Annotated in this window: 23 protein-coding genes; 13 read left to right on the top strand and 10 right to left on the bottom strand. The window is 66.1% G+C overall.

All coding sequences use genetic code 11. The features are described from left to right. Positions 1-112 precede the first annotated feature (112 nt). From ACWEFV_RS02100 to ACWEFV_RS02090, 3 genes are read left to right on the top strand one after another with little or no spacing between them, the layout of a single operon-like run. Positions 113-667, top strand: a complete 555-nt coding sequence (locus ACWEFV_RS02100) for a TetR/AcrR family transcriptional regulator (protein WP_450068910.1) — start codon at positions 113-115, stop codon at positions 665-667. Continuing rightward, positions 664-1,740: a DUF1214 domain-containing protein gene (locus tag ACWEFV_RS02095; RefSeq protein ID WP_450068909.1), complete on the top strand. Its 1,077-nt coding sequence runs from the start codon at positions 664-666 to the stop codon at positions 1,738-1,740. Before ACWEFV_RS02100 ends, ACWEFV_RS02095 begins: the two co-directional genes overlap by 4 nt. Continuing rightward, entirely contained in the window at positions 1,737-2,984 is a 1,248-nt protein-coding gene (locus ACWEFV_RS02090; protein ID WP_450068908.1) for a sulfotransferase family protein, read from the top strand. Before ACWEFV_RS02095 ends, ACWEFV_RS02090 begins: the two co-directional genes overlap by 4 nt. Before the next feature lie 69 nt (positions 2,985-3,053). On the opposite strand, the gene ACWEFV_RS02085 is transcribed toward ACWEFV_RS02090, so the two are convergent. Then, positions 3,054-3,842 (bottom strand): FadR/GntR family transcriptional regulator, encoded by a 789-nt coding sequence (locus ACWEFV_RS02085; RefSeq protein ID WP_450068907.1) that lies wholly within the window; start codon positions 3,840-3,842, stop codon positions 3,054-3,056. 81 nt (positions 3,843-3,923) lie between these two features. On the opposite strand from ACWEFV_RS02085, the gene ACWEFV_RS02080 reads away from it, so the two are divergent. Next, positions 3,924-4,841 (top strand): proline iminopeptidase-family hydrolase, encoded by a 918-nt coding sequence (locus ACWEFV_RS02080; protein ID WP_450068906.1) that lies wholly within the window; start codon positions 3,924-3,926, stop codon positions 4,839-4,841. A 30-nt stretch (positions 4,842-4,871) separates the two neighbouring features. After that, a complete protein-coding gene (locus ACWEFV_RS02075; RefSeq protein WP_450068905.1) occupies positions 4,872-6,278 on the top strand; it encodes an APC family permease in 1,407 nt (468 codons plus the stop codon). Here ACWEFV_RS02075 and ACWEFV_RS02070 read toward each other — a convergent pair. Continuing rightward, entirely contained in the window at positions 6,255-7,457 is a 1,203-nt protein-coding gene (locus tag ACWEFV_RS02070) for a winged helix-turn-helix domain-containing protein (RefSeq protein WP_450068904.1), read from the bottom strand. The two genes, ACWEFV_RS02075 and ACWEFV_RS02070, sit on opposite strands and share 24 nt — an antisense overlap. Before the next feature lie 61 nt (positions 7,458-7,518). Between ACWEFV_RS02070 and ACWEFV_RS02065 the strand changes: the two genes are divergently transcribed. Continuing rightward, positions 7,519-8,760, top strand: coding sequence for a DUF4303 domain-containing protein (locus tag ACWEFV_RS02065; RefSeq protein WP_450068903.1), 1,242 nt, complete (start codon positions 7,519-7,521; stop codon positions 8,758-8,760). Here the strand turns inward: ACWEFV_RS02065 and ACWEFV_RS02060 are convergent. Both ACWEFV_RS02060 and ACWEFV_RS02055 read right to left on the bottom strand, forming a co-directional pair. Beyond that, positions 8,742-9,248, bottom strand: a complete 507-nt coding sequence (locus ACWEFV_RS02060) for a dihydrofolate reductase (RefSeq protein ID WP_450068902.1) — start codon at positions 9,246-9,248, stop codon at positions 8,742-8,744. The genes ACWEFV_RS02065 and ACWEFV_RS02060 overlap by 19 nt on opposite strands. Beyond that, complete coding sequence (locus ACWEFV_RS02055) at positions 9,245-10,045, bottom strand: thymidylate synthase (RefSeq protein WP_450068901.1); 801 nt, start codon at positions 10,043-10,045, stop codon at positions 9,245-9,247. Before ACWEFV_RS02055 ends, ACWEFV_RS02060 begins: the two co-directional genes overlap by 4 nt. A 42-nt stretch (positions 10,046-10,087) precedes the next feature. Here ACWEFV_RS02055 and ACWEFV_RS02050 point away from each other — a divergent pair, with 42 nt between their 5' ends. Next, positions 10,088-10,837 carry a dienelactone hydrolase family protein gene (locus ACWEFV_RS02050; protein WP_450068900.1) on the top strand — a complete coding sequence of 250 codons (750 nt, stop codon included), beginning with the start codon at positions 10,088-10,090 and terminating at the stop codon, positions 10,835-10,837. A gap of 21 nt (positions 10,838-10,858) precedes the next feature. Then, entirely contained in the window at positions 10,859-11,776 is a 918-nt protein-coding gene (locus ACWEFV_RS02045; protein WP_135453777.1) for an HpcH/HpaI aldolase/citrate lyase family protein, read from the top strand. Positions 11,777-11,783: 7 nt separating this feature from the next. Here ACWEFV_RS02045 and ACWEFV_RS02040 read toward each other — a convergent pair whose 3' ends face one another. From ACWEFV_RS02040 to dapB, 4 genes are read right to left on the bottom strand one after another with little or no spacing between them, the layout of a single operon-like run. Beyond that, positions 11,784-12,248, bottom strand: coding sequence for a hypothetical protein (locus ACWEFV_RS02040; protein ID WP_135453776.1), 465 nt, complete (start codon positions 12,246-12,248; stop codon positions 11,784-11,786). 12 nt (positions 12,249-12,260) lie between these two features. After that, a complete protein-coding gene (locus ACWEFV_RS02035) occupies positions 12,261-12,716 on the bottom strand; it encodes a flavodoxin family protein (RefSeq protein WP_450068899.1) in 456 nt (151 codons plus the stop codon). Next, positions 12,713-13,183 carry a hypothetical protein gene (locus tag ACWEFV_RS02030; RefSeq protein ID WP_135453774.1) on the bottom strand — a complete coding sequence of 157 codons (471 nt, stop codon included), beginning with the start codon at positions 13,181-13,183 and terminating at the stop codon, positions 12,713-12,715. The genes ACWEFV_RS02035 and ACWEFV_RS02030 overlap by 4 nt, the downstream gene beginning before the upstream one ends. Continuing rightward, on the bottom strand, positions 13,180-13,917 hold the full coding sequence (dapB, locus tag ACWEFV_RS02025; RefSeq protein WP_450068898.1) for a 4-hydroxy-tetrahydrodipicolinate reductase: 738 nt from the start codon (positions 13,915-13,917) through the stop codon (positions 13,180-13,182). The genes ACWEFV_RS02030 and dapB overlap by 4 nt, the downstream gene beginning before the upstream one ends. 196 nt (positions 13,918-14,113) lie before the next feature. On the opposite strand from dapB, the gene ACWEFV_RS02020 reads away from it, so the two are divergent. Further along, the gene (locus ACWEFV_RS02020; RefSeq protein ID WP_450068897.1) at positions 14,114-15,346 is read left to right on the top strand and encodes an acetamidase/formamidase family protein; all 1,233 of its coding nucleotides are present in this window, start codon (positions 14,114-14,116) and stop codon (positions 15,344-15,346) included. 70 nt (positions 15,347-15,416) lie between these two features. Further along, positions 15,417-16,049, top strand: coding sequence for an AmiS/UreI family transporter (locus tag ACWEFV_RS02015; protein WP_450068896.1), 633 nt, complete (start codon positions 15,417-15,419; stop codon positions 16,047-16,049). Positions 16,050-16,070: 21 nt separating this feature from the next. On the opposite strand, the gene ACWEFV_RS02010 is transcribed toward ACWEFV_RS02015, so the two are convergent. After that, the gene (locus ACWEFV_RS02010; protein WP_450068895.1) at positions 16,071-16,502 is read right to left on the bottom strand and encodes a MarR family winged helix-turn-helix transcriptional regulator; all 432 of its coding nucleotides are present in this window, start codon (positions 16,500-16,502) and stop codon (positions 16,071-16,073) included. A gap of 96 nt (positions 16,503-16,598) precedes the next feature. Between ACWEFV_RS02010 and ACWEFV_RS02005 the strand changes: the two genes are divergently transcribed. Together ACWEFV_RS02005 and ACWEFV_RS02000 are read left to right on the top strand one after the other, a co-directional pair. Beyond that, entirely contained in the window at positions 16,599-17,648 is a 1,050-nt protein-coding gene (locus tag ACWEFV_RS02005) for a substrate-binding domain-containing protein (protein WP_450068894.1), read from the top strand. 69 nt (positions 17,649-17,717) lie between these two features. Further along, positions 17,718-18,479, top strand: coding sequence for an META domain-containing protein (locus ACWEFV_RS02000; RefSeq protein WP_450068893.1), 762 nt, complete (start codon positions 17,718-17,720; stop codon positions 18,477-18,479). Positions 18,480-18,481: 2 nt separating this feature from the next. Here the strand turns inward: ACWEFV_RS02000 and ACWEFV_RS01995 are convergent, their stop codons facing one another. Further along, on the bottom strand, positions 18,482-18,994 hold the full coding sequence (locus tag ACWEFV_RS01995) for an Lrp/AsnC family transcriptional regulator (RefSeq protein ID WP_450068892.1): 513 nt from the start codon (positions 18,992-18,994) through the stop codon (positions 18,482-18,484). A 93-nt stretch (positions 18,995-19,087) separates the two neighbouring features. Here ACWEFV_RS01995 and ald point away from each other — a divergent pair, with 93 nt between their 5' ends. Further along, a complete protein-coding gene (gene ald, locus ACWEFV_RS01990) occupies positions 19,088-20,203 on the top strand; it encodes an alanine dehydrogenase (protein WP_135453767.1) in 1,116 nt (371 codons plus the stop codon). Positions 20,204-20,227 lie beyond the last annotated feature (24 nt).

Genomic DNA, 20,227 nt, shown 5'->3' with positions numbered 1-20,227 from the left:
CGAGCACCAAATTCGCCCCTTGACCTAATTACGTGACGTATCGTAACTTAATCGTGTGTCCTCACTCACAGGCCCGGGGCGGCCGCGTGATCCACAAACTCAGCACGACATCATGAGCGCCACCCGTCGCCTGCTGGCACGTGACGGCTATGACCAGCTGTCCATCGAGGCCATCGCCCGCGAGGCCGGCGTCAGCCGGCCTACCATCTACCGGCGTTGGCCGTCGAAGACCCATCTGGTCTTTGACGCCGCCTTCGGCCTGCCACCCGGCGGTGAACTTCTCCCGGTCTCCGAAGATTTCGAGACCGACCTGCGTGGCTTCATCTCTGCGGTGCTCACCTTCTGGCGTGATCCCGTGGTCGAGGCCGCCGCGCTCGGCATCCTCACCGAACGTCGCCGCGACCCGGAATTGCACATCCGGACCCAGCAAGTGCTCGACGAGCGGACCAAGGGCGCCTTCCGATCCCTGGTCGAGTCCGGCGTGGAGCAGGGCCGGATCCGCCCCGATGTCGACGTCGACATGGTCTATCAAGCGTTGATCGGCACCGCGTTCTACACCGCCCACATGGAACCGGACATCGACGTCGACGACACCGCAGATCGATTGTGCTCCTTGCTGATCGAGGGAGCAGGACGTATCCACCCACCAAGGAAGGACCAACCATGACCGACAAGGCCGAACTGTCGGAGGCGTTCAACGGGCTTCTCGACGCGGTGCGCGCCATCGAGCAGAAGTTGCTCACCGCCGAACCCGCGCTGAGCGAACCCGACCTGCTCGACGGGTACCGCCTGGCGTTCAGCGTGCTGCGGGTCAGCGTCGACGCCTACGTGTGGGGCGACCGCGACAAGCCGATCCTGGTCGACGCCACCAGCCCGTATCTCAAATGGGGCGGTGACAACGCGGACGCCTTCTATCAGCTCGCCCCGCTGAATCCGGCCCGCACCTACCGCGTCACCGGTAACCGCGGCGACGCGGTGTACATGTCGATGACCGTCTACGGCGGGCCGGGTGAGGGCCGCTACAGCGACCGCATCGTCGGCACCATCAACAATCGCGACCTGGAATTCGACGAGGATGGGAACTTCGAGTTCATTATGAGCCCCGAACCCCACCCGGGTGCCTGGCTCAAACTGGATGCCGACGCCGAATTCGCTTTGACCCGTAACTATATGAACGATTCCGCGACCGAACGCCGGCCGGAGTGGCGGATCGAGACGGTCAATCCGCCCGCCCGGCGCTCGGACAGTGCCGCGGAGCTGGCCCGCCGCTTCCGCTACGCGAAGAACTGGCTGCAGGAACAGGTTTCCTTCCTGCCCACCAAGGTGGAGCCCGCCAACCAGCTGCACCCGCCGTTCCCGGTCCCCCAGAATGCCTACGGGTGGTCCGCCGGCGATGCGGCATACGCCATGGGCTCCTACGATCTGACGTCGGATCAGGCCCTGATCATCGAGGGCACCTCACCGGAGTGCGTGTTCTGGAACCTCTGCTTGTGGAATCCGTTCCTGCACACCTTCGACTACACCCACGAGCGTGTCACCATCAACGGCGCACACGTCACCTACGAATCGGACGGGTCCTGGCGGATCGTCGTCAGCGAGAAGGACCCGGGCCACCCGAACTGGGTCTCGACGGCTGGGCGCTCCACGGGCCTGATGTGGCTGCGCTGGTTCCTGCCCGAGGAGACTCCCGCGCAGCCGCAGTGCCGCGTCGTCCACGTGGCCGAGGTCGGTGCCCTGTGACCACCGACGTGCAGCGTCCGGCACCGATCCGGTTCGACGACCTGGCAAACCCGGTGTATCCCCCGGCCGCCCAGCCGATTCGCGATGGACTCGCCGCCTACGGCGCGAACCTGGACCTCAACCCGAACGCGTTGCTTACGGCTGCAACCGAGCGGTCCGGGCTGGACGATTTCGGCGACCCGGCGTTCCGGGAACGTCTCGACGTGCTGTGTACCGCATTGCGTGACGAAGCGGGTCTGTCCGATACGGGCGTGGGGATCGTGTTCGAGCAGCTGGTGGGCAACCTGGTCAACCGGCTGCGGTTGGAGGCGCTGATCACCGACCACCCCGAGATCGAGGACGTCGCGATCGAACGGCCGATCATCATCTGCGGTCTGCCCCGTACCGGCACCACGCATCTACACAACCTGCTCGCCGCCGACCCTGCACTGCGCTATCTGCCCTACTGGGAGAGCCTCGAACCGGTGCCCGGCCCCGGCGAGGACACACCGGCACCGCGTCGGGATCGCTGCGCGGCCGGCCTGGAATTGGTGAACACCTCGATACCGGAGTTCCGCCGGATGCACGACATGACCGTCGAGCATGCCCACGAGGAGATCCAGCTCCTGGCCAACGACATCTCCGGCATGCTGTTCGAAACCGCCTATTACGTGCCGAGTTTCACTGCCCACTACAAGGCACACGACCAGGCGCCGTCATACGCGTACGTCAAGCGCAGCCTGCAGGCGATGCAATGGCTCCGCGGCGGAACCCGCTGGGTACTCAAGTCACCGCAGCATCTGGAACAGTTCCCGACACTGGCCGCGACGTTCCCGGACGCGACTTTCATTGTCACACACCGTGATCCAGTTGATGTGACGCTGTCGATGATGACCATGATCTGCTACGCCATGCGGATGGCCGTGACGCAGCCCGATGTGGCTAAGATAACCGGGCACTGGCTGCAGCGCATCGACGATCTGCTCGCGGGCTGCATCCGCGATCGCGACGCGCTGCCCGCCGGACAGTCCATCGACGTCCGATTCGACGAGTTCATGGCAGACGAGCAGGGCACGCTGGCCGACATCTACCGACTCGCCGACCGGCCATTCGGTGACGACGTGCGTGCGGCGATGAGCGACTTCCTCACCGAACACCCGCGCGGACGCTACGGCGGGGTCATCTACGACGCTGCGAACCTTCAACTCGATCCGGCCGCCCTGGCCGAGCGATTCCGGGACTACCGCGAGCGGTTCCTCGGCTAGGACACCCTAGCCACAGTCGGGACCTGTACACAGGCCGTCAATGCCTCGACCGCCGAACCTGGCCGACCGTCAGTCGGCCAGGCCTCCGGCGCGCCGCATCGCGGCCGAAATGTGTTCGAAGTCGATCGCCAGGTGTGCGCGTGCCAGTGCTTCGGCGTCGTCCCCGCGACGCTCGGCGATCGCATCGATCAGCTGTTCATGCTCGCTCAGCGCCCGTAGCTCCATCTGGCGCATGGTCGCCGATTCACCCCACATGTGGGCCGGTGCGGCGATGCTCACGGAGGCTTCCAACTCGAGCAGCATCTGTTTGAGCACGGTATTGCCGGCCGCGTCCATGATCGCCAGGTGCAACGCGCTGTCCGCCTGCTGGGCGGCCAGACCGCTCTCCGCGTAGCGGTAGGCCTCGAGCCGTTCCCTCAGCACCACGAGGTCACGGTCCGTTCGGGCCTCCGCGGCCGCACGGCATACCGCACCGTGGATTCGGCAGATGGCATCGCAGCGGTCCCGTAGTTCATCGAGCCGCGTGGTCAGGGTGCGCCCGACTGCGGCGGTCGACGACTCCGGCCACTGCTGCAGAACATAGGTGCCGCCGCCGCGGCCGCTGCGCCGGGTCTCCACCAAGCCCAGCTCAACCAGCCTGGCCAGGGCCGCGCGTACGGTCATCCGGCCGACCCGCAGAGACGCGGCGAGCTCCCGTTCCGATGGCAGGCGGGAGCCGGGCAGGTATTCGCCGATCGCCACTGCGGTGACGAGACGGTCGGTGATTTCATCCACCCGCGACGAGGGTTCGAGTTCGCGCTCGAGCAGCCCGGGCGTGGCGCCCGCGGGCTCTGTCGTCTGCGGCTCGGGATTCCCCATGGGCACACAATATCGACGTCACAAATTAAATCCTGATTAATGGTCTTGCTACGAGACCATTATTGGTTCATGCTGTGCGCCATGTCTCGTTCCACCCGCACAGTGGCCTTCCGCGGCCACGAGACCTGGGTCCAGGTCACCACTCCCGAAAACGCACGACCTGATGCCCTTCCCCTGTTCGTCTTGCACGGTGGACCCGGCATGGCCCACAACTATGTCGCCAACATCGCCGCCCTCGCCGACGAGACCGGCCGCACCGTCATCCATTACGACCAGTTGGGCTGCGGTAACAGCACACACCTGCCCGACGCCCCTGCCGACTTCTGGACCCCCCAGCTCTTCGTCGACGAGTTCCACACTGTCCGCGAGGCCCTCGGGATCGACCGGTACCACGTGCTCGGACAATCGTGGGGCGGCATGCTCGGCGCCGAGATCGCGGTCCGCGTCCCGGATGGACTGGCTTCGCTGTCGATCTGCAACTCCCCCGCCTCGATGCAGCTGTGGGTCGAGGGCGCGGCCGACCTACGCGCTCAATTGCCCCCGGACGTCCAGTCCGCGCTCGAGCGCCACGAGGCCGATGGCACGGTCACCGATCCCGAATACCTGGCCGCCACGGAGGAGTTCTACCGTCGGCACGTCTGCCGGGTCGAGCCGATGCCCAAGGACTTCGCCGACACCGTGGCCCAGATGGAGGCCGAGCCGACTGTGTACCACACCATGAACGGGCCCAACGAGTTTCACGTCATCGGGACTCTGCGCGACTGGACCATCATCGACCGGCTGCCATCGGTCACTGCCCCGACACTCGTCGTCGCCGGCGAGTTCGACGAGGCCACCCCGGCGACCTGGCAGCCCTATGCCGACCTCATTCCCGACGCCCGCAGTCACGTGTTCTCCGACACCAGCCACTGCACTCACCTGGAGAAACCCGTGGAGTTCCGCTCGGTGATCGCCGAGTTCCTGAATCAGCACGATCTGGCCGCTGCCGCCCGGGTCTGACCTTCTCCCCTTCGACTCGACAGGAACGCCATGGCAACTGAAGCGGCCGCCGCCCATCTCACCACCGGTGAAGGGCAACGCGATCTCGAATCATTCGGCTACAAGCAGGAACTCAGCCGCTCCGTCTCCACGGCCGATCTCATCGTCTACGGCCTGGTGTTCATGGTGCCCATCGCACCGTGGACCATCTTCGGGACGGTCTACAACAGCGCGTCGGGCATGGTGCCGCTGGTCTACCTGATCGGGCTGATCGCGATGGTGTTCACCGCGCTGGCCTACTCCCAGATGGCCAAGTCGTTCCCGTTGGCGGGATCGGTGTACGCCTATGTGGGCCGCGGGATCCACCCCGGCCTGGGCTTCTTCGCCGGCTGGGCCATCCTGCTCGACTACCTGTTGATCCCCACCCTGCTCTACGTCTTCGCCGCCGAATCGATGGTCGGACTCTTCCCGGACACTCCGCGCTGGGTGTGGGCGATCGTCTTCGTGGTGGTGAACACGATCATCAACCTGCTCGGCGTGGGTTCGCTCAAGCTCGTCAACCGCGTATTCCTCGCCGTGGAACTGGTTTTCGTCGTGCTGTTCGTGATCATCGCGGTGCGCGCCATCAACGGGCAGTCACTGCCCGACGTCGGGTGGAGCGCGCTGCCGATCTGGAACTCCGAGGTGGTCACCGCACCGTTGATCGCGGCGGCACTGTCGATCGCGGTGCTGAGCTTCCTGGGCTTCGACGGCATCTCGACACTGGCCGAGGAATCGACCGGTAAGAAGAACCCGGCCGGCCGAGCGATGATCGTCGCCCTGTTCGTGGTGGCGTTCCTGTTCATCACCCAGACCTGGCTGGCCAGCCTGCTGGCCGGAGGCCGCGAATCGTTCAGTGACGACGAGGTGGGCAACGCGTTCTTCCTGCTGGTGCAGGCCGCGTCGAGCACCGGCTGGATGAACGCATTCTTCGTGGTCAACGTGCTGGCCGTCGGTTTCGCCAACGCCATGGCCGCCCAGGCCGCCACCAGCCGGTTGCTGTTCTCGATGAGCCGCGACCGCCAGCTGCCGGCATTCCTGTCCACCATCAGCTCCCGCAAGGTGCCGATCGCAGCCATCCTGGTGGTCAGCGCCCTGAGCCTGGTGCTGGTGCTGTTCTTCGTCGGTCAGATCGGATTGATCTCGTCGCTGGTGAATTTCGGTGCGCTGTTCGGCTTCTGCCTGCTCCACGCCTCGGTCATCTGGTACTACCTGGTGCGCCAGAAGTCCAAGAACTACCTGCTGCACCTCGTGGTACCGACAGTCGGCTTCCTGATCATCGGCTACGTGTTGATCAACGCCGACGCGCTGGCCAAGATCGGCGGCATCGTCTGGCTCGTGATCGGCGGGATCATCTTCGTCACCAACATGATCCGGGGGCGCGGGGTCCCCGAGCTAGCTGAGGAACCGGCGACGTAACGGCTCGGCGAGGTCGCCACGGCCCCCCACCTCGACCTCGTCCACCCCCAGCCACGACGCCATCGTCCTCAGCTCGACGGCCAGGGCCTCCGCCACCCGCGCGGGGTCCTGGCCGTTCTCTATGAACGCCCCCGGCACCTGCAGCGCGGCATCGGTGCGTTTGAGATCCACCCGCGCCACCAACTCGCCATCGAGCAGGAACGGCCATACGTAGTAACCGAATTGGCGCTTGGGCGCGGGGGTGTAGATCTCGATCCGGTAGTGAAAATTGAACAACCGCTCTACCCGGGGCCGGAAGAAGATCAACGGGTCGAACGGGCACAGCAGCGCAGTCCCGCGGTCACGGCGCGGCACGATCTGGCCCGCACGGAGATACGCCGGGGTTCCGTCGATGTCGACGGGCTCCAGCTCACCGTCGGCCACCAGCTTGGCGATCGCCGGCCTGACCTGTTTGGCCCCCATCCGGAAGTAGTCGCGGATATCGGCCTCGGTGCCGACGCCCAGCGCGGTGGCGGCCCGCAGAGCGAGCTCGCGGACGGCCTCCTCGTCGTCGACCTGCCGGGCCAGCACCTCGGCCGGCAGTACGCGTTCTGTGAGGTCATAGTGCCTGGCGAACCCGACGCGGGTCGCCGTCGTCAAGACCCCTGACGACCACAGCGCCTCGGCCACCCACTTGGTGTCGCTGCGGTCCCACCATGGCCCTTTGCGGCCGCGCGGCTCGGATTCCAGGTGGGCCTCGATCTGACCGGCGGTGGACGGGCCGAGCTCGGCGACCGCGGTGACGATGTCCTCGGCCAGCTTCTGGTTCTTCCGGACGATCTCGGTGCCCCAACGGCCGTGGGTGTACTCACGCATCCGCCACCGCAGCAGCGGCCAGTCCTCGACGGCCATCAGCGCGGCCTCGTGCGCCCAGTACTCCACCAGCAGCCGGGGTGAGCGAGCGCTGTGCGACCACGCGGCCCGGTCCAGGGCATCGCGGTCATACGGCCCCAGCCGACTGAACACCGGAGCGTAGTGCGCTCGCACGGCCACCGACACCGAATCCAGCTGCAACACCTGGATCCGGGAGACCAGCTTGCGCAGATGCGCACGGGTGACCGCACCGCGGGGCTTGGGTTCGTGAAACCCCTGCGCGACGACAGCAATGCGGCGGGCCTGCGCGCTCGTGAGGGTAGCCACGATGCCATCGTTCCCTACGGCACCGACAAGTAGCGGAGGCGCATTGGCGATACTGGTCCGCGTGGCGTTCGAGTGGGATGCGTTCGAGACCGAGTTGACCCTGGCCGCTGCGAACGCGGTCCGCGCGATGGTCGAGGCGGCCGGGTCGGAGACGCCGTATGCCGTGGCGTTCAGCGAGTTCTACGCCGAGACCACCGGGGTGATCTACCTGCCCAACCTTGCCCTGGCCACCGAGGAATCGGTGGAGGAACCGGATTGCCGGTTCAGCCCGCCCGATTGGGAACACCAGGACTATGAGTGGGGCGACACCGATTCGCAGTGGGGTGAGCGCCTCAGCACGGCGGTCACAGGTCTGCCTCGTGCGCAGTGGGAGCAGGAATGGGACCGGTTCGCACAGGCGATGCTGAATGTCGCCGCGCGCACGCGGACCGCACTCGTCGCCGACGGCACCCTGCCCGACGACGCGGTGGTCTATCTCGACGACGAGGACGCGGACCTTCTAGTTCGTTCGTTGACCGCCGATGAACTGCGGCGCCATTTCCCGGAGTATGTCGCGGCCACGCAGGCCGAACGAGACGTGCTGGCCATCCCGGTTGAGCAGCGGGTGGCAGTCCTGGCTGCGGCAGCGGGCCTGGCTCCCGGGCCGGTCGGCGCGCTCGGCCGCGAACGCGCGACCGAACTCCTGCTCGACGCCGGCGCGGCCGCGGTGCCCGTAGCAGTTGCGGCCCTCGCCCACCCCGAGACCGCCTGGACGGGCGGCAAACTCCTGGCCGACCTCAACATCGCGACGCCCGAGGTGATGGACGCACTGTGGGCGGCACTACCGCTGCGGGGCAATGCCCACGACTGGGTCGCGACTGCCCTGGGGCGCCTCGGTGCCGGGCTGGAGGTGTTGGCACGCCACGACGTGCCGGCCGGGAGCAGGGCGGCCGCAGTCGCCGCGCCTTACCGTTCGTTCCGTGATCACGGGCGCGGGCACCCGCCGCTGGATTACACGCTGCTGGCTGCCGGGCTTGCTGATCCGGCAGTCGCGGCGATCGTGGCAGAAGATCTGAAGCCGGGACGAGGGTTCTGCACGCTCGACGCTGCCGACCTGCCGGGTGCCCGGCCCGGGCTCGAGCATCCCGAGCCGGTGATCCGCCGTCACGCGGTCATCGTCCTCGGTGATCTGATCGGGCTCATGGGCCCCGGCGACCTCGACAGCGATGCGGTGGCGGCCCTGGAGGAACGGATCGCCGAGCTCGCGGCCGAAGACCCCGACAGCGAGGTGCGCAGGCTGGCCGGCTACAGCGTGCGCGCGTAGCTGCAGTACCGGTACCGCAGTCCTGAACTGCTGGTCAGCCAGTCGCCCGTGGTCTTCGTCCAGGAATCGTCGAGCTCCGGCGCCATCGCGTCACCCTCGGCCGGCGGCAGGTCGAGGTCGATCTCGGTGACCTCGCAGCGGTCGGCGAACCGCAGGGCTTGTGCATAGATCTGCGCACCACCGATCACCCAGCCTCGGAAGACGTCACCGATCTCGGTGACCACCTCGGCGCCGTCGGCCACATATCCGGGGTTGCGGGTGATGACGACGTTGCGCCGCCCCGGCAACGGACGCACCTTGGCCGGTAGCGACTCCCAGGTCAACCGACCCATCACCACGGTCTGCCCGAGTGTGAGTTGCTTGAACCGGGCCTGATCTTCCGGCAGGTGCCACGGGATGTCGTTGCCACGGCCGATGACGCCGGTGCTCGACTGCGCCCAGATCAGCGCCAGGCGTCGAAGATCGCCTGTCACATGCTTTTCGGTCATACCGCGACGGGCGCCTTGATCGCCGGGTGCGGATCGTAGTTCAGGATGGCAATGTCCTCATATTGGTAATCGAAGATCGAATCACGTTGCGCCAGAACGAGTTCCGGATATGGCCTGGGTTCGCGACCCAGCTGCAGGGCCACCTGGTCGACGTGGTTGTCGTAGATGTGGCAATCGCCGCCGGTCCAGACGAACTCACCGACACCCAGCCCGGCCTGCGCGGCCATCATGTGGGTCAGCAGGGCGTAGCTGGCAATGTTGAACGGGACGCCCAGGAAGAGGTCTGCGCTGCGCTGATACAGCTGGCAGGATAACTTCTGATCGGCGACATAGAACTGGAAGAAGGCGTGGCACGGCGGCAGCGCCATCTGCGGGATCTCGCCGACGTTCCATGCCGAAACGATGTTGCGCCGCGAATCGGGGTCATGCTTGAGCAGTTCGAGCGCATTCGAGATCTGGTCGATGTGCTCACCGGACGGGGTCGGCCACGACCGCCACTGCACCCCGTAGACCGGGCCGAGATCGCCCGTGTCACTGGCCCATTCATCCCAGATCGTGACACCGTGGTCCTGCAACCACCGCACGTTCGAATCGCCGCGCAGGAACCACAGCAACTCGTAGATCACCGATTTGGTGTGCACCTTCTTGGTGGTGATCAACGGAAAGCCGGCGGCCAGGTCGTAACGCATCTGGTGCCCGAACAGACTGCGGGTGCCGGTACCGGTGCGATCGGACTTCCGCACCCCCTGTTCGGTCACCTTCCGCAAGAGGTCCTCGTAGGGCGTCTGGATCGGCACACACTCAGCTTACGTGCCGTCACGAGGAGTAGAACGGTAGCCATGCCGACCACCACAGACACGATCACCACTGCCGATGGCACCTGCCGCGTCACCGTCGCCACGCCGGAGGGGGATGGCCCCTGGCCCGGGGTCGTGATGTTTCCCGACGCCGGCGGCCTGCGTCCCACGATGGAAGATATGGCGGCCAAGCTGGCCGGATTCGGTTACGTCGTGCTGGTGCCCGACGTGTATTACCGCACCCCCGGCTGGGGTCCCTTCGACCTCAACACCGTGTTTGCCGACCAGGAGCAGCGCAAGCAGCTCTTCGAGCTGATGGGCACCCTCACCCCGGAGATCTTTGCCGCCGACGCCGAAGCGTTCTTCGACTACCTCGCCGCCCGGCCCGATGTCTCCGGCGAGAAGTTCGGCACCACCGGCTACTGCATGGGCGGGCGGGCGTCCCTCATCGTCGCCACCCGGGTGCCGAAGCGGGTTGCGGCCGCGCTGTCCTTCCACGGCGGCAGGCTGGCGGTCGAAGACGATCCCGACAGTCCTCACCTGCTGGCCGACAAGATCCAGGCGACGGTCTACATAGCCGCCGCCGAGAACGATGCCTCCTTCACCGAGGACGACGCCAAGAGGTTGGAGGACGCGCTGTCCGGCGCCGCCGTCGACCACACCATCGAGTTCTATCCCGCAGCGCACGGCTTCGCGGTGCCTGATCATGCGGCGGTCTACGACGAGGCGGCGGCAAAGCGGCACTGGGAGAACACCGAGCGGGTGTTCGGGGCCGCGTTCGCCCCGGCATAGGCAGTAGGCGACGATTGACGCGTGTATGACCAGCCCTTCTCCGACGAGTCCCATCCCACCGAGCCCGGATTCCGGATCGACCCGGTACTGGCCCGGAGCTGGTTGCTGGTAAACGGCGCACAGTATGAGCGGTTCGCCCCCGCGGCCCGCTCCCGCGCCGACATCGTGGTACTCGACATCGAGGATGCGGTCGCCCCCAAGGACAAGGTGGCCGCTCGCGAGAAGGTGACCCGGTGGCTGGCCGACGGCAACAGTGACTGGGTCCGGATCAACGGCTTCGGCACCCCGTGGTGGGCCGACGACCTGGACATGTTGACCGGCACATCGGTGGGCGGCGTCATGCTGGCGATGGTCGAATCGGTGGACCATGTCACCGAGACGGCCCGGCGGTTGCCCGATGTGCCGATCGTCGCCCTGGTGGAGACGGCCCGCGGACTCGAGCGGATCACCGAGATCGCCTCGGCCAAGGGAGCATTCCGGCTCGCGTTCGGCATCGGCGACTTCCGCCGCGACACCGGTTTCGGCGACAGCCCGGCAACCCTGGCATATGCACGGTCGCGGTTCACCATCGCCGCCAAGGCCGCCGGACTCCCCGGCGCCATCGACGGCCCCACCGTCGGGTCCAGTGCGCTGCGACTGTCGGAGGCCACCGCGGTGTCGGCCGAGTTCGGCATGACCGGCAAGATCTGCCTGACGCCCGATCAGTGCCCGACCGTCAACGAGGGCCTGGCCCCCTCCCAGGATGAGATCAGTTGGGCCAAGGAGTTTTTCGCCGAATTCCAGCGCGACGGTGGCGAGATCCGCAACGGGTCAGACCTGCCCCGCATCGCTCGGGCCAACAAGATCCTCGATCTGGCGCGGGCGTACGGCATCCACGAACCCGAGTACAGCGACGACCCGGATCACGTGCCGGCCCCGTCCGACACGTATCACTACTGAGCTTGGTTCAGGCCGGCGGTTTGGCGTCGTTGCGGTGCATGAAGGTGTTGATCCCGCGGGCCACACCGCGGCCCGCGTAGATGCCTGCCGCCACTGAAACGACGATCATCACGACGAATGTCAGTGTCCAGTTGGTCCGGCTGTGGCTGACATTCCACCAGATGAAGGTGAACAGCAGCGCGCAGATGAAAACCACGATGTCGCGCCAGTTGCCGCGATAGGACATCGCGGCCCGACGAATTTCGCGGGAGCGGTCACCGGCCTCGATGAGTTCGTCGATGCGCCGGTCGATGCTCGCCTGCATCCGGGCCCGCCGGTCGACCTGATCTTCCGGAATCCGGGCCAGCAGGTCGAGATCTTTGCTGATCATGCCGCGGACATCCGGCGGCTTGAGATTGCCCGCCGCTACACCCAATAACGCACCACCGGCGATGGGTGCCGCCCCCAGCGCGAGATCAGCGAATCCTGGCATTACGTCCCTCCCTCACTCCATCAGCGTTGCGGCCAAGGTGCCGCCCAGCTCGTAGGCCCGTTCCCGGACACCGGCGTCGAGCGCACCCGTGACTTCAAGCACATCAGCCGCTTTGACCAACGCCAGCCCCGTCACGATCTTGTCGACCGCGTTCGCCGCGCCGACCGTGTCGTTGTTGCCGTGCACCCACAGCCCGTACGGACGCCCGGCCACGTGATCGAGGCTCGGGTAGTACACGGTATCGAAGAAGTGCTTGAGGGCACCGCTCATGTAGCCGAAATTGGCTGTGGTGCCGAACAAATAGCCGTCGGCGGCCAACATGTCCGTGACGGTCGCAGCTAACGCCGGCTTCAGTTCGACCGTCACGCCGGAGATGTCCGGATCGTGCGCCCCGGCCAGCACTGCCTCGAGGAGCTCCCGCGTCGTCGGCGACGGCGTGTGATGCACCACGAGCAGCGTCTTGGTCATGACGGCTGCTGTTCCTGCATCCGCACCGCCGTGCGCATGGTCTCGCGCGCGCGGCCCCGGTCGCCGGCGAAGTCGTAGGCGCGGGCCAGCCGGTACCAGCGAACCCAATTGTCCGGGTCGGCTTCCAGTTCGGCCTTGACCGTCGTGAAGAGTTCATCGGCCGCGTCGCGCTCGATACGCCCCGACGGCCGCGTCGGCAGCTCGCTGACGTCGAGTTCCATGCCCTGCTCGCGCGCGAGACGGGCCAACCGTTGGTGCGCCAGCCCGGCACGCAGCGTGGTGACCAGCACCCAGACACCGATCAGCGGGAACGCCAGCAGTGCCAGGCCCAGTCCGATCGCGGCCGGCTCGCCCGAGGTGATGAAGATGAACGCGGTGCGTCCGAGCATCAAGAAGTAGGCGATCAGCGCCAGGCACATGAAGCCGATCACCAGTTGGATGCGCAGCGACCGCGCGCCGTCACTCACGACAGATCGAGCAGCGGTTCAATGCCGATGGTCAAGCCCGGCCGCTCGCTGACCTTGCGCACAGCCAGCAGCACCCCCGGCACGAACGAGGATCGGTCCAGGCTGTCGTGGCGGATCGTCAGCGTCTCCCCCTGGGTGCCGAACAGCACCTCCTGATGGGCGACCAGCCCGGCCAACCGCACCGAGTGCACCGGTACGCCGTCCACGTCGGCACCTCGGGCGCCGTCGAGACCGGTGCTGGTGGCATCCGGGTTGGGCGGCATGCCTTTTCGCGCCTCGGCGATGAGCTTCGCGGTGCGCGCGGCCGTGCCCGACGGTGCGTCGGCCTTGTGCGGATGGTGCAGTTCGATGATCTCGACCGATTCGAAGTACCGCGCCGCCTGCTGGGCGAAGTGCATGGACAGCACCGCACCGATCGCGAAGTTCGGCGCGATGAGCACCGCGACCTCCGGCTTTTCCTTGAGCCAGGCTTCCACCTGTTCAATGCGATCCCAGGTGAATCCGGTGGTCCCGACGACGGCGTGAATCCCGTTGTCGATGAGGAACTTCAGATTGTCCATCACCACATCGGGATGGGTGAAGTCGATGACCACGTCGGTCTTCGTGTCGGTGAGCAAGCTCAGTGGATCACCCGCATCCACGCCGGTGGAGAACGTCAGATCCTCCGCAGATTCGACCGCGTGCACCATGGTCGCGCCGACTTTGCCCTTAGCCCCGAGAACGCCAACTCGCATGGTTGCGAGCCTACTGCCCGGGGTTGCCCACAGGTTCGGACCGGTCCGACATGGGAGCCGCCCGCGGTGGCGGGTCCATCAGCGCCATCCCGGCGACCAAATGACATCACCATTTTACTTCCACTTGACATAGTTCATTTTGGAAGTAAATTGTGAGCCGCACCACTCGCCTATCCACTTTCTTGGAGGTCACCCGATGTCAAGCGACGTTTCACTCGTCCGTCCAGACGCCGCAGATGTGGACTTCACCCGGTCGGGAGTATCCCGTTTCCCCAACCGCGACCTCGGTGTCCCGAGGTTCAGCTGCGAGGTGGGAGTTCCGCTCGCAGAGCAGAAGGAGCTCGGTCACAACCGCTGGCACCCCGATATCCCGCCACTGCACCATCTCGGACCGGGCGACGAGGTAATCCTCGAGGCCGGCGGCTACGACGATTACCAGTTGCAAGACGTCGATGACGACCAGGACGTCCGCGACTTCGATCTCACCCGCACCCACCCGATCACCGGTCCGGTATATGTCGACGGCGCACAACCGGGCGATCTGCTGGTGGTCGATGTGCTCGACGTGCTCCCGCTGTCAGGCATCGGCTACTCGAACATCCTGCCCGGGATGGGCGGACCGCTGGCCAGTTGGTTCCCTGACGGCTTCAAGACGGTCTGGGACTTGCACGGCCTGTTCGCCACCAGCCGCCAGATCCCCGGCGTGGAGATCCCCGCGATCAGCCATCCCGGAGTCATCGGCGTCGCCCCCTCACACGAACTGCTCGCGATCTGGAACGAGCGGGAGGATCCGCTCATCGCCGAGGGCCTCGCGGCGCCGCGTGCGGACGCCATGTCGACCGCGGTGCTGCGCACGCTGGAGGGCAAGGAGTGGGAGCGTGTCGCCGCGACCGCGGCCCGGACGGTCCCGCCAAGGGAGAATGGCGGCAACCTCGACATCAAGAACCTCTCCCGCGGTTCGCGGGTGTACTTCCCGGTGTTCGTCGAGGGTGCCTTGTTCTCCACCGGCGACTTCCACTTCTCCGAGGGCGACGGCGAAATCACCTGGAACGCCATCGAAATGGACGGCGTCGGATGGTTCCGGTTCAACCTGATCAAAGACGGCATGGCCAAGTACGGCGTCCGCACACCGATGCTGCGACCGTCACCGGTCGACCCGAACCTGGGTACCCGGTATCTGTCGTTCACCGGACTGTCCGCCCGCGGCAAGGAGCAGAAGTACATCGACGCCACGATGGCCGCGGTCGATGCGGTCGAGCAGGCAATCGAGTATCTGGGCAAGTTCGGCTACACGCCCGAGCAGGCCTACACGATCATCAGCGTGGCGCCGTGTGAGATGCACGTCGGCGGCATCGTCGACATCCCGAACGCGGCTGTGACACTGAAGGTTCCGCTCGACATCTTCGACAAGGACATCCTTCCCAAGTAATCCGTCGGACGCGGCGCCGGGCCCTGAAAAGCCCGGCGCCGCAAGCGCATCCAACAGAAAGCGGACACAGATGAGCAACGTCGGGCTGTTCTACGTCGGCGCCGTCCTGATCGTGAACGGCATCATGCTTCTCGGGCGCATCTCCCCCCGGTCGGCCGCACCACTGAACCTCTTCGTCGGCGCCATGCAAGTGGTGATCCCGACCGTGCTGCTCGTGACCGCGGACGGGGATGCGGCGACTATCGCCGGCGCCGCCGGTCTCTATCTGTTCGGATTCACCTACCTGTGGGTCGGCATCAATGGCATCACCGGCTGGCCACCCGAAGGGTTGGGTTGGTTCTCCCTCTTCGTGGCAGTGGCCGCTGTCGGGTACGCGGCCCACACCTGGAGTGCCGGCGGCCGGATCTTCGTCGTGATCTGGCTGGCCTGGGCAACGCTGTGGCTGCTGTTTTTCCTGGTCCTCGGACTCGGACGCGCCCAACTCACCCGGTTCACCGGAGCACTGGCGGTTGCCGAGGGCGTTCTGACCGCAGCCGTTCCCGCCGGCCTGGGCCTCGCCGGGGTGTGGACCGACTCCGCCACCGGAGCAGTGATCGCGGCTGTTCTGGGGTGCGCCGTGTTGGTCACGCTGTGGCTGATCACCCGCACCACGACGACCGCCGTACCGGTCTCGACGTCGAGGGCTCTGCGGACCAACAGCTGATCGCGCCGACTTCGACCGGTCTCAGTCGCCGGCAAGCTTCGCCAGAAGCGTTCCCAATTCACCCAATTCCGCCCCGGTCAGCGGGGAACACGCCTGCTCGAGTGCAGCCGACACCGCCGGAGCCAGTTCACGATGCCGGTCGACGCCACGCTCACTCAGGCGGACCATCATGCGCCGCCGATCGTAGGAATCCAGCGTCCGGTAGACCAGTGCGGCGTCGACGAGCCGGTCCACCGTGCGAGTGAGGCTCGGCCCGGGTATGAGGGTGACGGTGGAGACCGAACTCATGGTGGCTTCCTGCACCGATGCCAGATGGTCGATCACCCGCCATTGGTCCAGCGTGAGTCCCGAACCGGCAAGGCCGCTGCGCACGGCGGCACGCACAAGCGCGGCGGCCCGGTCGATGGCGAGCGTTTCCAGCAACGGGAAGACCTCGTCCCGATCGGTCCGCACAGTTTGACCCCCTTGCTGGACTTCGTTCCAAACGCAATACTTCCAGATGAATATTACGCTGCTGTGCCCATGCGATGGGCGCAAGGAGGCATGGCGATGTCGCGGAATTACCGCATCGGACTTGTCATTCCACTGCGAGGCCCGGGCGGGATGTACGGCCCGTCATGCGAGGCCGTGGCGAAGCTCGCCGCCGCCACGCTCAACGACAACGGCGGCATCCTCGCCCGCGAAGTCGAGATCGAGGTGATCGACGCCAGCCTCCCCGGCCCCGAACTGCAGAACGAGATCACGCAATTGATGGCCCGCGACCAGATCCACGCGGTGACCGGCTGGCACATCTCGACGGTCCGTGAACAACTCGCACCGGTGCTGACCCACCGGATCCCCTACGTGTACACGTCCCTCTACGAGGGTGGCGAGTCCCGCCCCGGTGTCATCTGTTCAGGCGAAACCCCCGCGTTGCAGATCGCACCCGCGCTGCGGTGGCTGCAGGAGAACATCGGCGTCCAGCGGTGGGCGGTGGTCGGTGCGAACTACGTGTGGCCGCGGCGCACCGTGCCGGCGATTCGGGAGTACTGCCACCAACTCGATCTGCAGATCGTGGAGGAGGTCTACGTCAACTACGGCACCACCGACTATTCCCGTGTCCTACCGCGCATCGAGCACAGTGGCGCCGAGGGCATCATCATGCTGCTGGTGGGCCGCGATGCCGTGGCGTTCAACCGAGCCTTCAGCGAACAGGGCCTGCATCACCGCATCCTCCGGTTCAGCCCGCTGATGGAGGAGAACATGCTGCTGGCCAGCGGCGCGGATGCCACCGAGAACCTGTACGTGGCTGCGAGCTACTTTCAGAATCTGGTCTCGGCGAGCGCACAGGACTTCATGTCCGACTATGTGCACAGATTCGGGCCGAGCGCGCCACCGCTGAACAACGCCGCTGAATCCTGTTACGAGGGTGTCGCCACACTCGGCGCCCTGGCGACCGCGGCCGCGTCGACCGACGTAGACGAGATGGCGCTACATCGCGGCTCGGTGAGCTACGACGGTCCACGCGGTTTCGTCCACGCCAGCGGTGGGCTGATGCATCAAGACGTGCACATCGCCGTCGCGGACGGGTACGAGTTCGACGTGGTTGCCACGCTGTGAGAGCCGAGCCGCCCTGGGTTGGTCGGGGGATCCCCCGGATATCGAGACGAATTCACCTAGCGTAGGCGTATGCGCCTCTTTCCCATCGCCCTCGCCGTCCTTGCCATGGCGGGCTGTTCCAACAACGCGGCCGCCGATGACACCACGCTCGACGGCCGCACATTCGTGTCGGAGCGGGTCGAAGGTGACCAGATCCCCGGCGGCGGGCCGTTGACGGTCGGTTTCGACGGGAATCAGATCAGCACATACGCCGGCTGTAACCACGGCTCGGGCACCGCCGATCTGGCCGAGGGCCGGATCACCACCCAACTGGCCATGACGATGATGGCCTGCCCGCCGCCGGTCGGCGATTCAGATGCCTGGGTATCAAAGTTCTTCGACGCCAAGCCAACCTGGGCGCTGTCCGGCGATTCCCTCACGTTGCGCACCGACGCCGCGACCGTCACGTTGCGGGACAAGAAAGTGGCCGATCCGGATCGCCCGCTGACCGGCACGACCTGGCAGGTCACCAGTCTGGTGTCCGCCCAGGCGGTCACCACCTCGGTCGCGCTCGAGCAGTCCAAGCCCACGTTGACCATCGGGGATGACGGCGCGGTCAGCGGCTCGACCGGCTGCAACCGGATCACCGGCCACGCAACCGTTTCCGGGTCACCGGCCGTCATCGACTTCGGCCCGTTGGCCACCACCAGAATGGCCTGCCCACCGGAGGTCGCCGAAGTTGAGCAGGCCGTGCTGCGAGTGCTCAAGGGCACGGTCCAGACCTCCATCGACGCCGACGAATTGAAGCTCTCAGGCACCGACGGCAACGGATTGGTACTGCGGGCGCAGTGATGTCAGAGCGGTGACGCCCCGCGCAGGTGCTCGAAGATCAGCGAGGTCTGCGTGCCCGCGACGTCGGCGTCGGCATTGAGGTGCTCCACCACGAACGCCCGCAGATCCTCGGTGTCACGCGCGGCCACGTGCAGGATGAAGTCGTCTCCCCCGGCCAGGAAGTACACGTCCATCACCTGCGGCAGTTGGCGGATATGGGCGATGAAGTTTCGGATCTTGCCCCGCGCGTTCGACTGCAGACTCACCGAGATCATCGCCTGCAGGCTGAGCCCCACCGCAGCCGGATCGATGTCGGTATAGAAGCCCCGGATCACCCCGATCTCCTGGAGCCTGCGCACCCGACCGTGACAGGTCGACGCGGCGACCCCGACCGCGTCGGCCAGCGCGCTGTTCGACATCCGGGCATCGGCATGTAACGCGAGCAGAATTCGGCGGTCCACCTCGTCGAGTTCAGCCCGAACATCCTTCGGCGAACGGGCCGTGCGGCCCGGCATGTTTGACGATTCTTCAGACACCAAGCGACTCTAACGAATCTTCATCGGAGATATTGCTCACTTACCGAAGGTTCTTCACAATTATTGTCAGCACCCAACCTTGAAGGAGCGACCATGCTCGTCGGCATCCCGACCGAGATCAAGAACAACGAGTACCGAGTGGCGATCACCCCGGCGGGCGTGGCGGAGCTGACCCGACGCGGTCACGACGTGATCATTCAGGCCGACGCCGGCGAAGGCTCAGCCATCACCGACAACGACTTCAAGGCCGCCGGTGCCGAGATCGTGGCCACGGCCGACCAGGTCTGGGCCGAGGCCGAACTGCTCCTCAAGGTCAAGGAACCCATCGCGGCCGAGTATTCGCGCATGCGAAAGGGCCAGACGCTGTTCACCTATCTGCACCTGGCGGCATCCAAGGAATGCACCGACGCACTGCTGGCCTCGGGTACCACCTCGATCGCATATGAGACGGTTCAAACCGCCGACGGGGCGCTGCCGCTGCTCGCCCCGATGAGCGAGGTCGCCGGCCGCCTGTCCGCACAGGTCGGCTCCTACCACCTGATGCGCACACAGGGCGGCCGTGGCGTGCTGATGGGAGGCGTCCCCGGCGTCGCGCCTGCCGAGGTCGTCGTCATCGGCGGTGGCGTCGCCGGCTACAACGCCGCCCGTATCGCCAAGGGCATGGGCGCCCACGTCACGGTGTTCGATCTGAACATCAACACGCTGCGCAAGATCGACAACGAGTCGGGTAGCAGCATCGAGACCCGTTACTCGTCGTCCCTGGAACTTGAGGAGGCCGTCAAGAAGGCCGACCTCGTGATCGGTGCGGTGCTGATCCCCGGGGCCAAGGCCCCCAAGTTGGTCACCAATTCGACGGTGTCCCACATGAAGCCGGGCGCGGTGCTGGTCGACATCGCCATCGACCAGGGTGGCTGCTTCGAGGATTCGCGTCCCACCACCCACGACGATCCGACGTTCGCCGTTCACGACACGGTGTTCTACTGCGTGGCCAACATGCCCGGCTCGGTGCCGCGCACGTCGACGTTCGCGCTGACCAACGCCACCATGCCGTACGTGCTGAAGTTGGCCGACAAGGGCTGGAAGGCCGCCTGCGAGGCCGACCAGGCACTCGCCAAGGGCCTCTCCACGCACGAGGGCGCGCTGCTGTCCGAGCAGGTGGCCATCGACCTCGACATGCCGTTCACCGATCCGGCCACTGTCCTGGCCTGATCTCACGCACCGCCGCCCGGCTGG

It is taken from the genome of Mycobacterium sp. NPDC004974, from assembly GCF_053600815.1.
The sequence above is the reverse complement of the archived record's forward strand: the minus strand, read 5'-3'. Positions and strand labels throughout refer to the sequence as shown.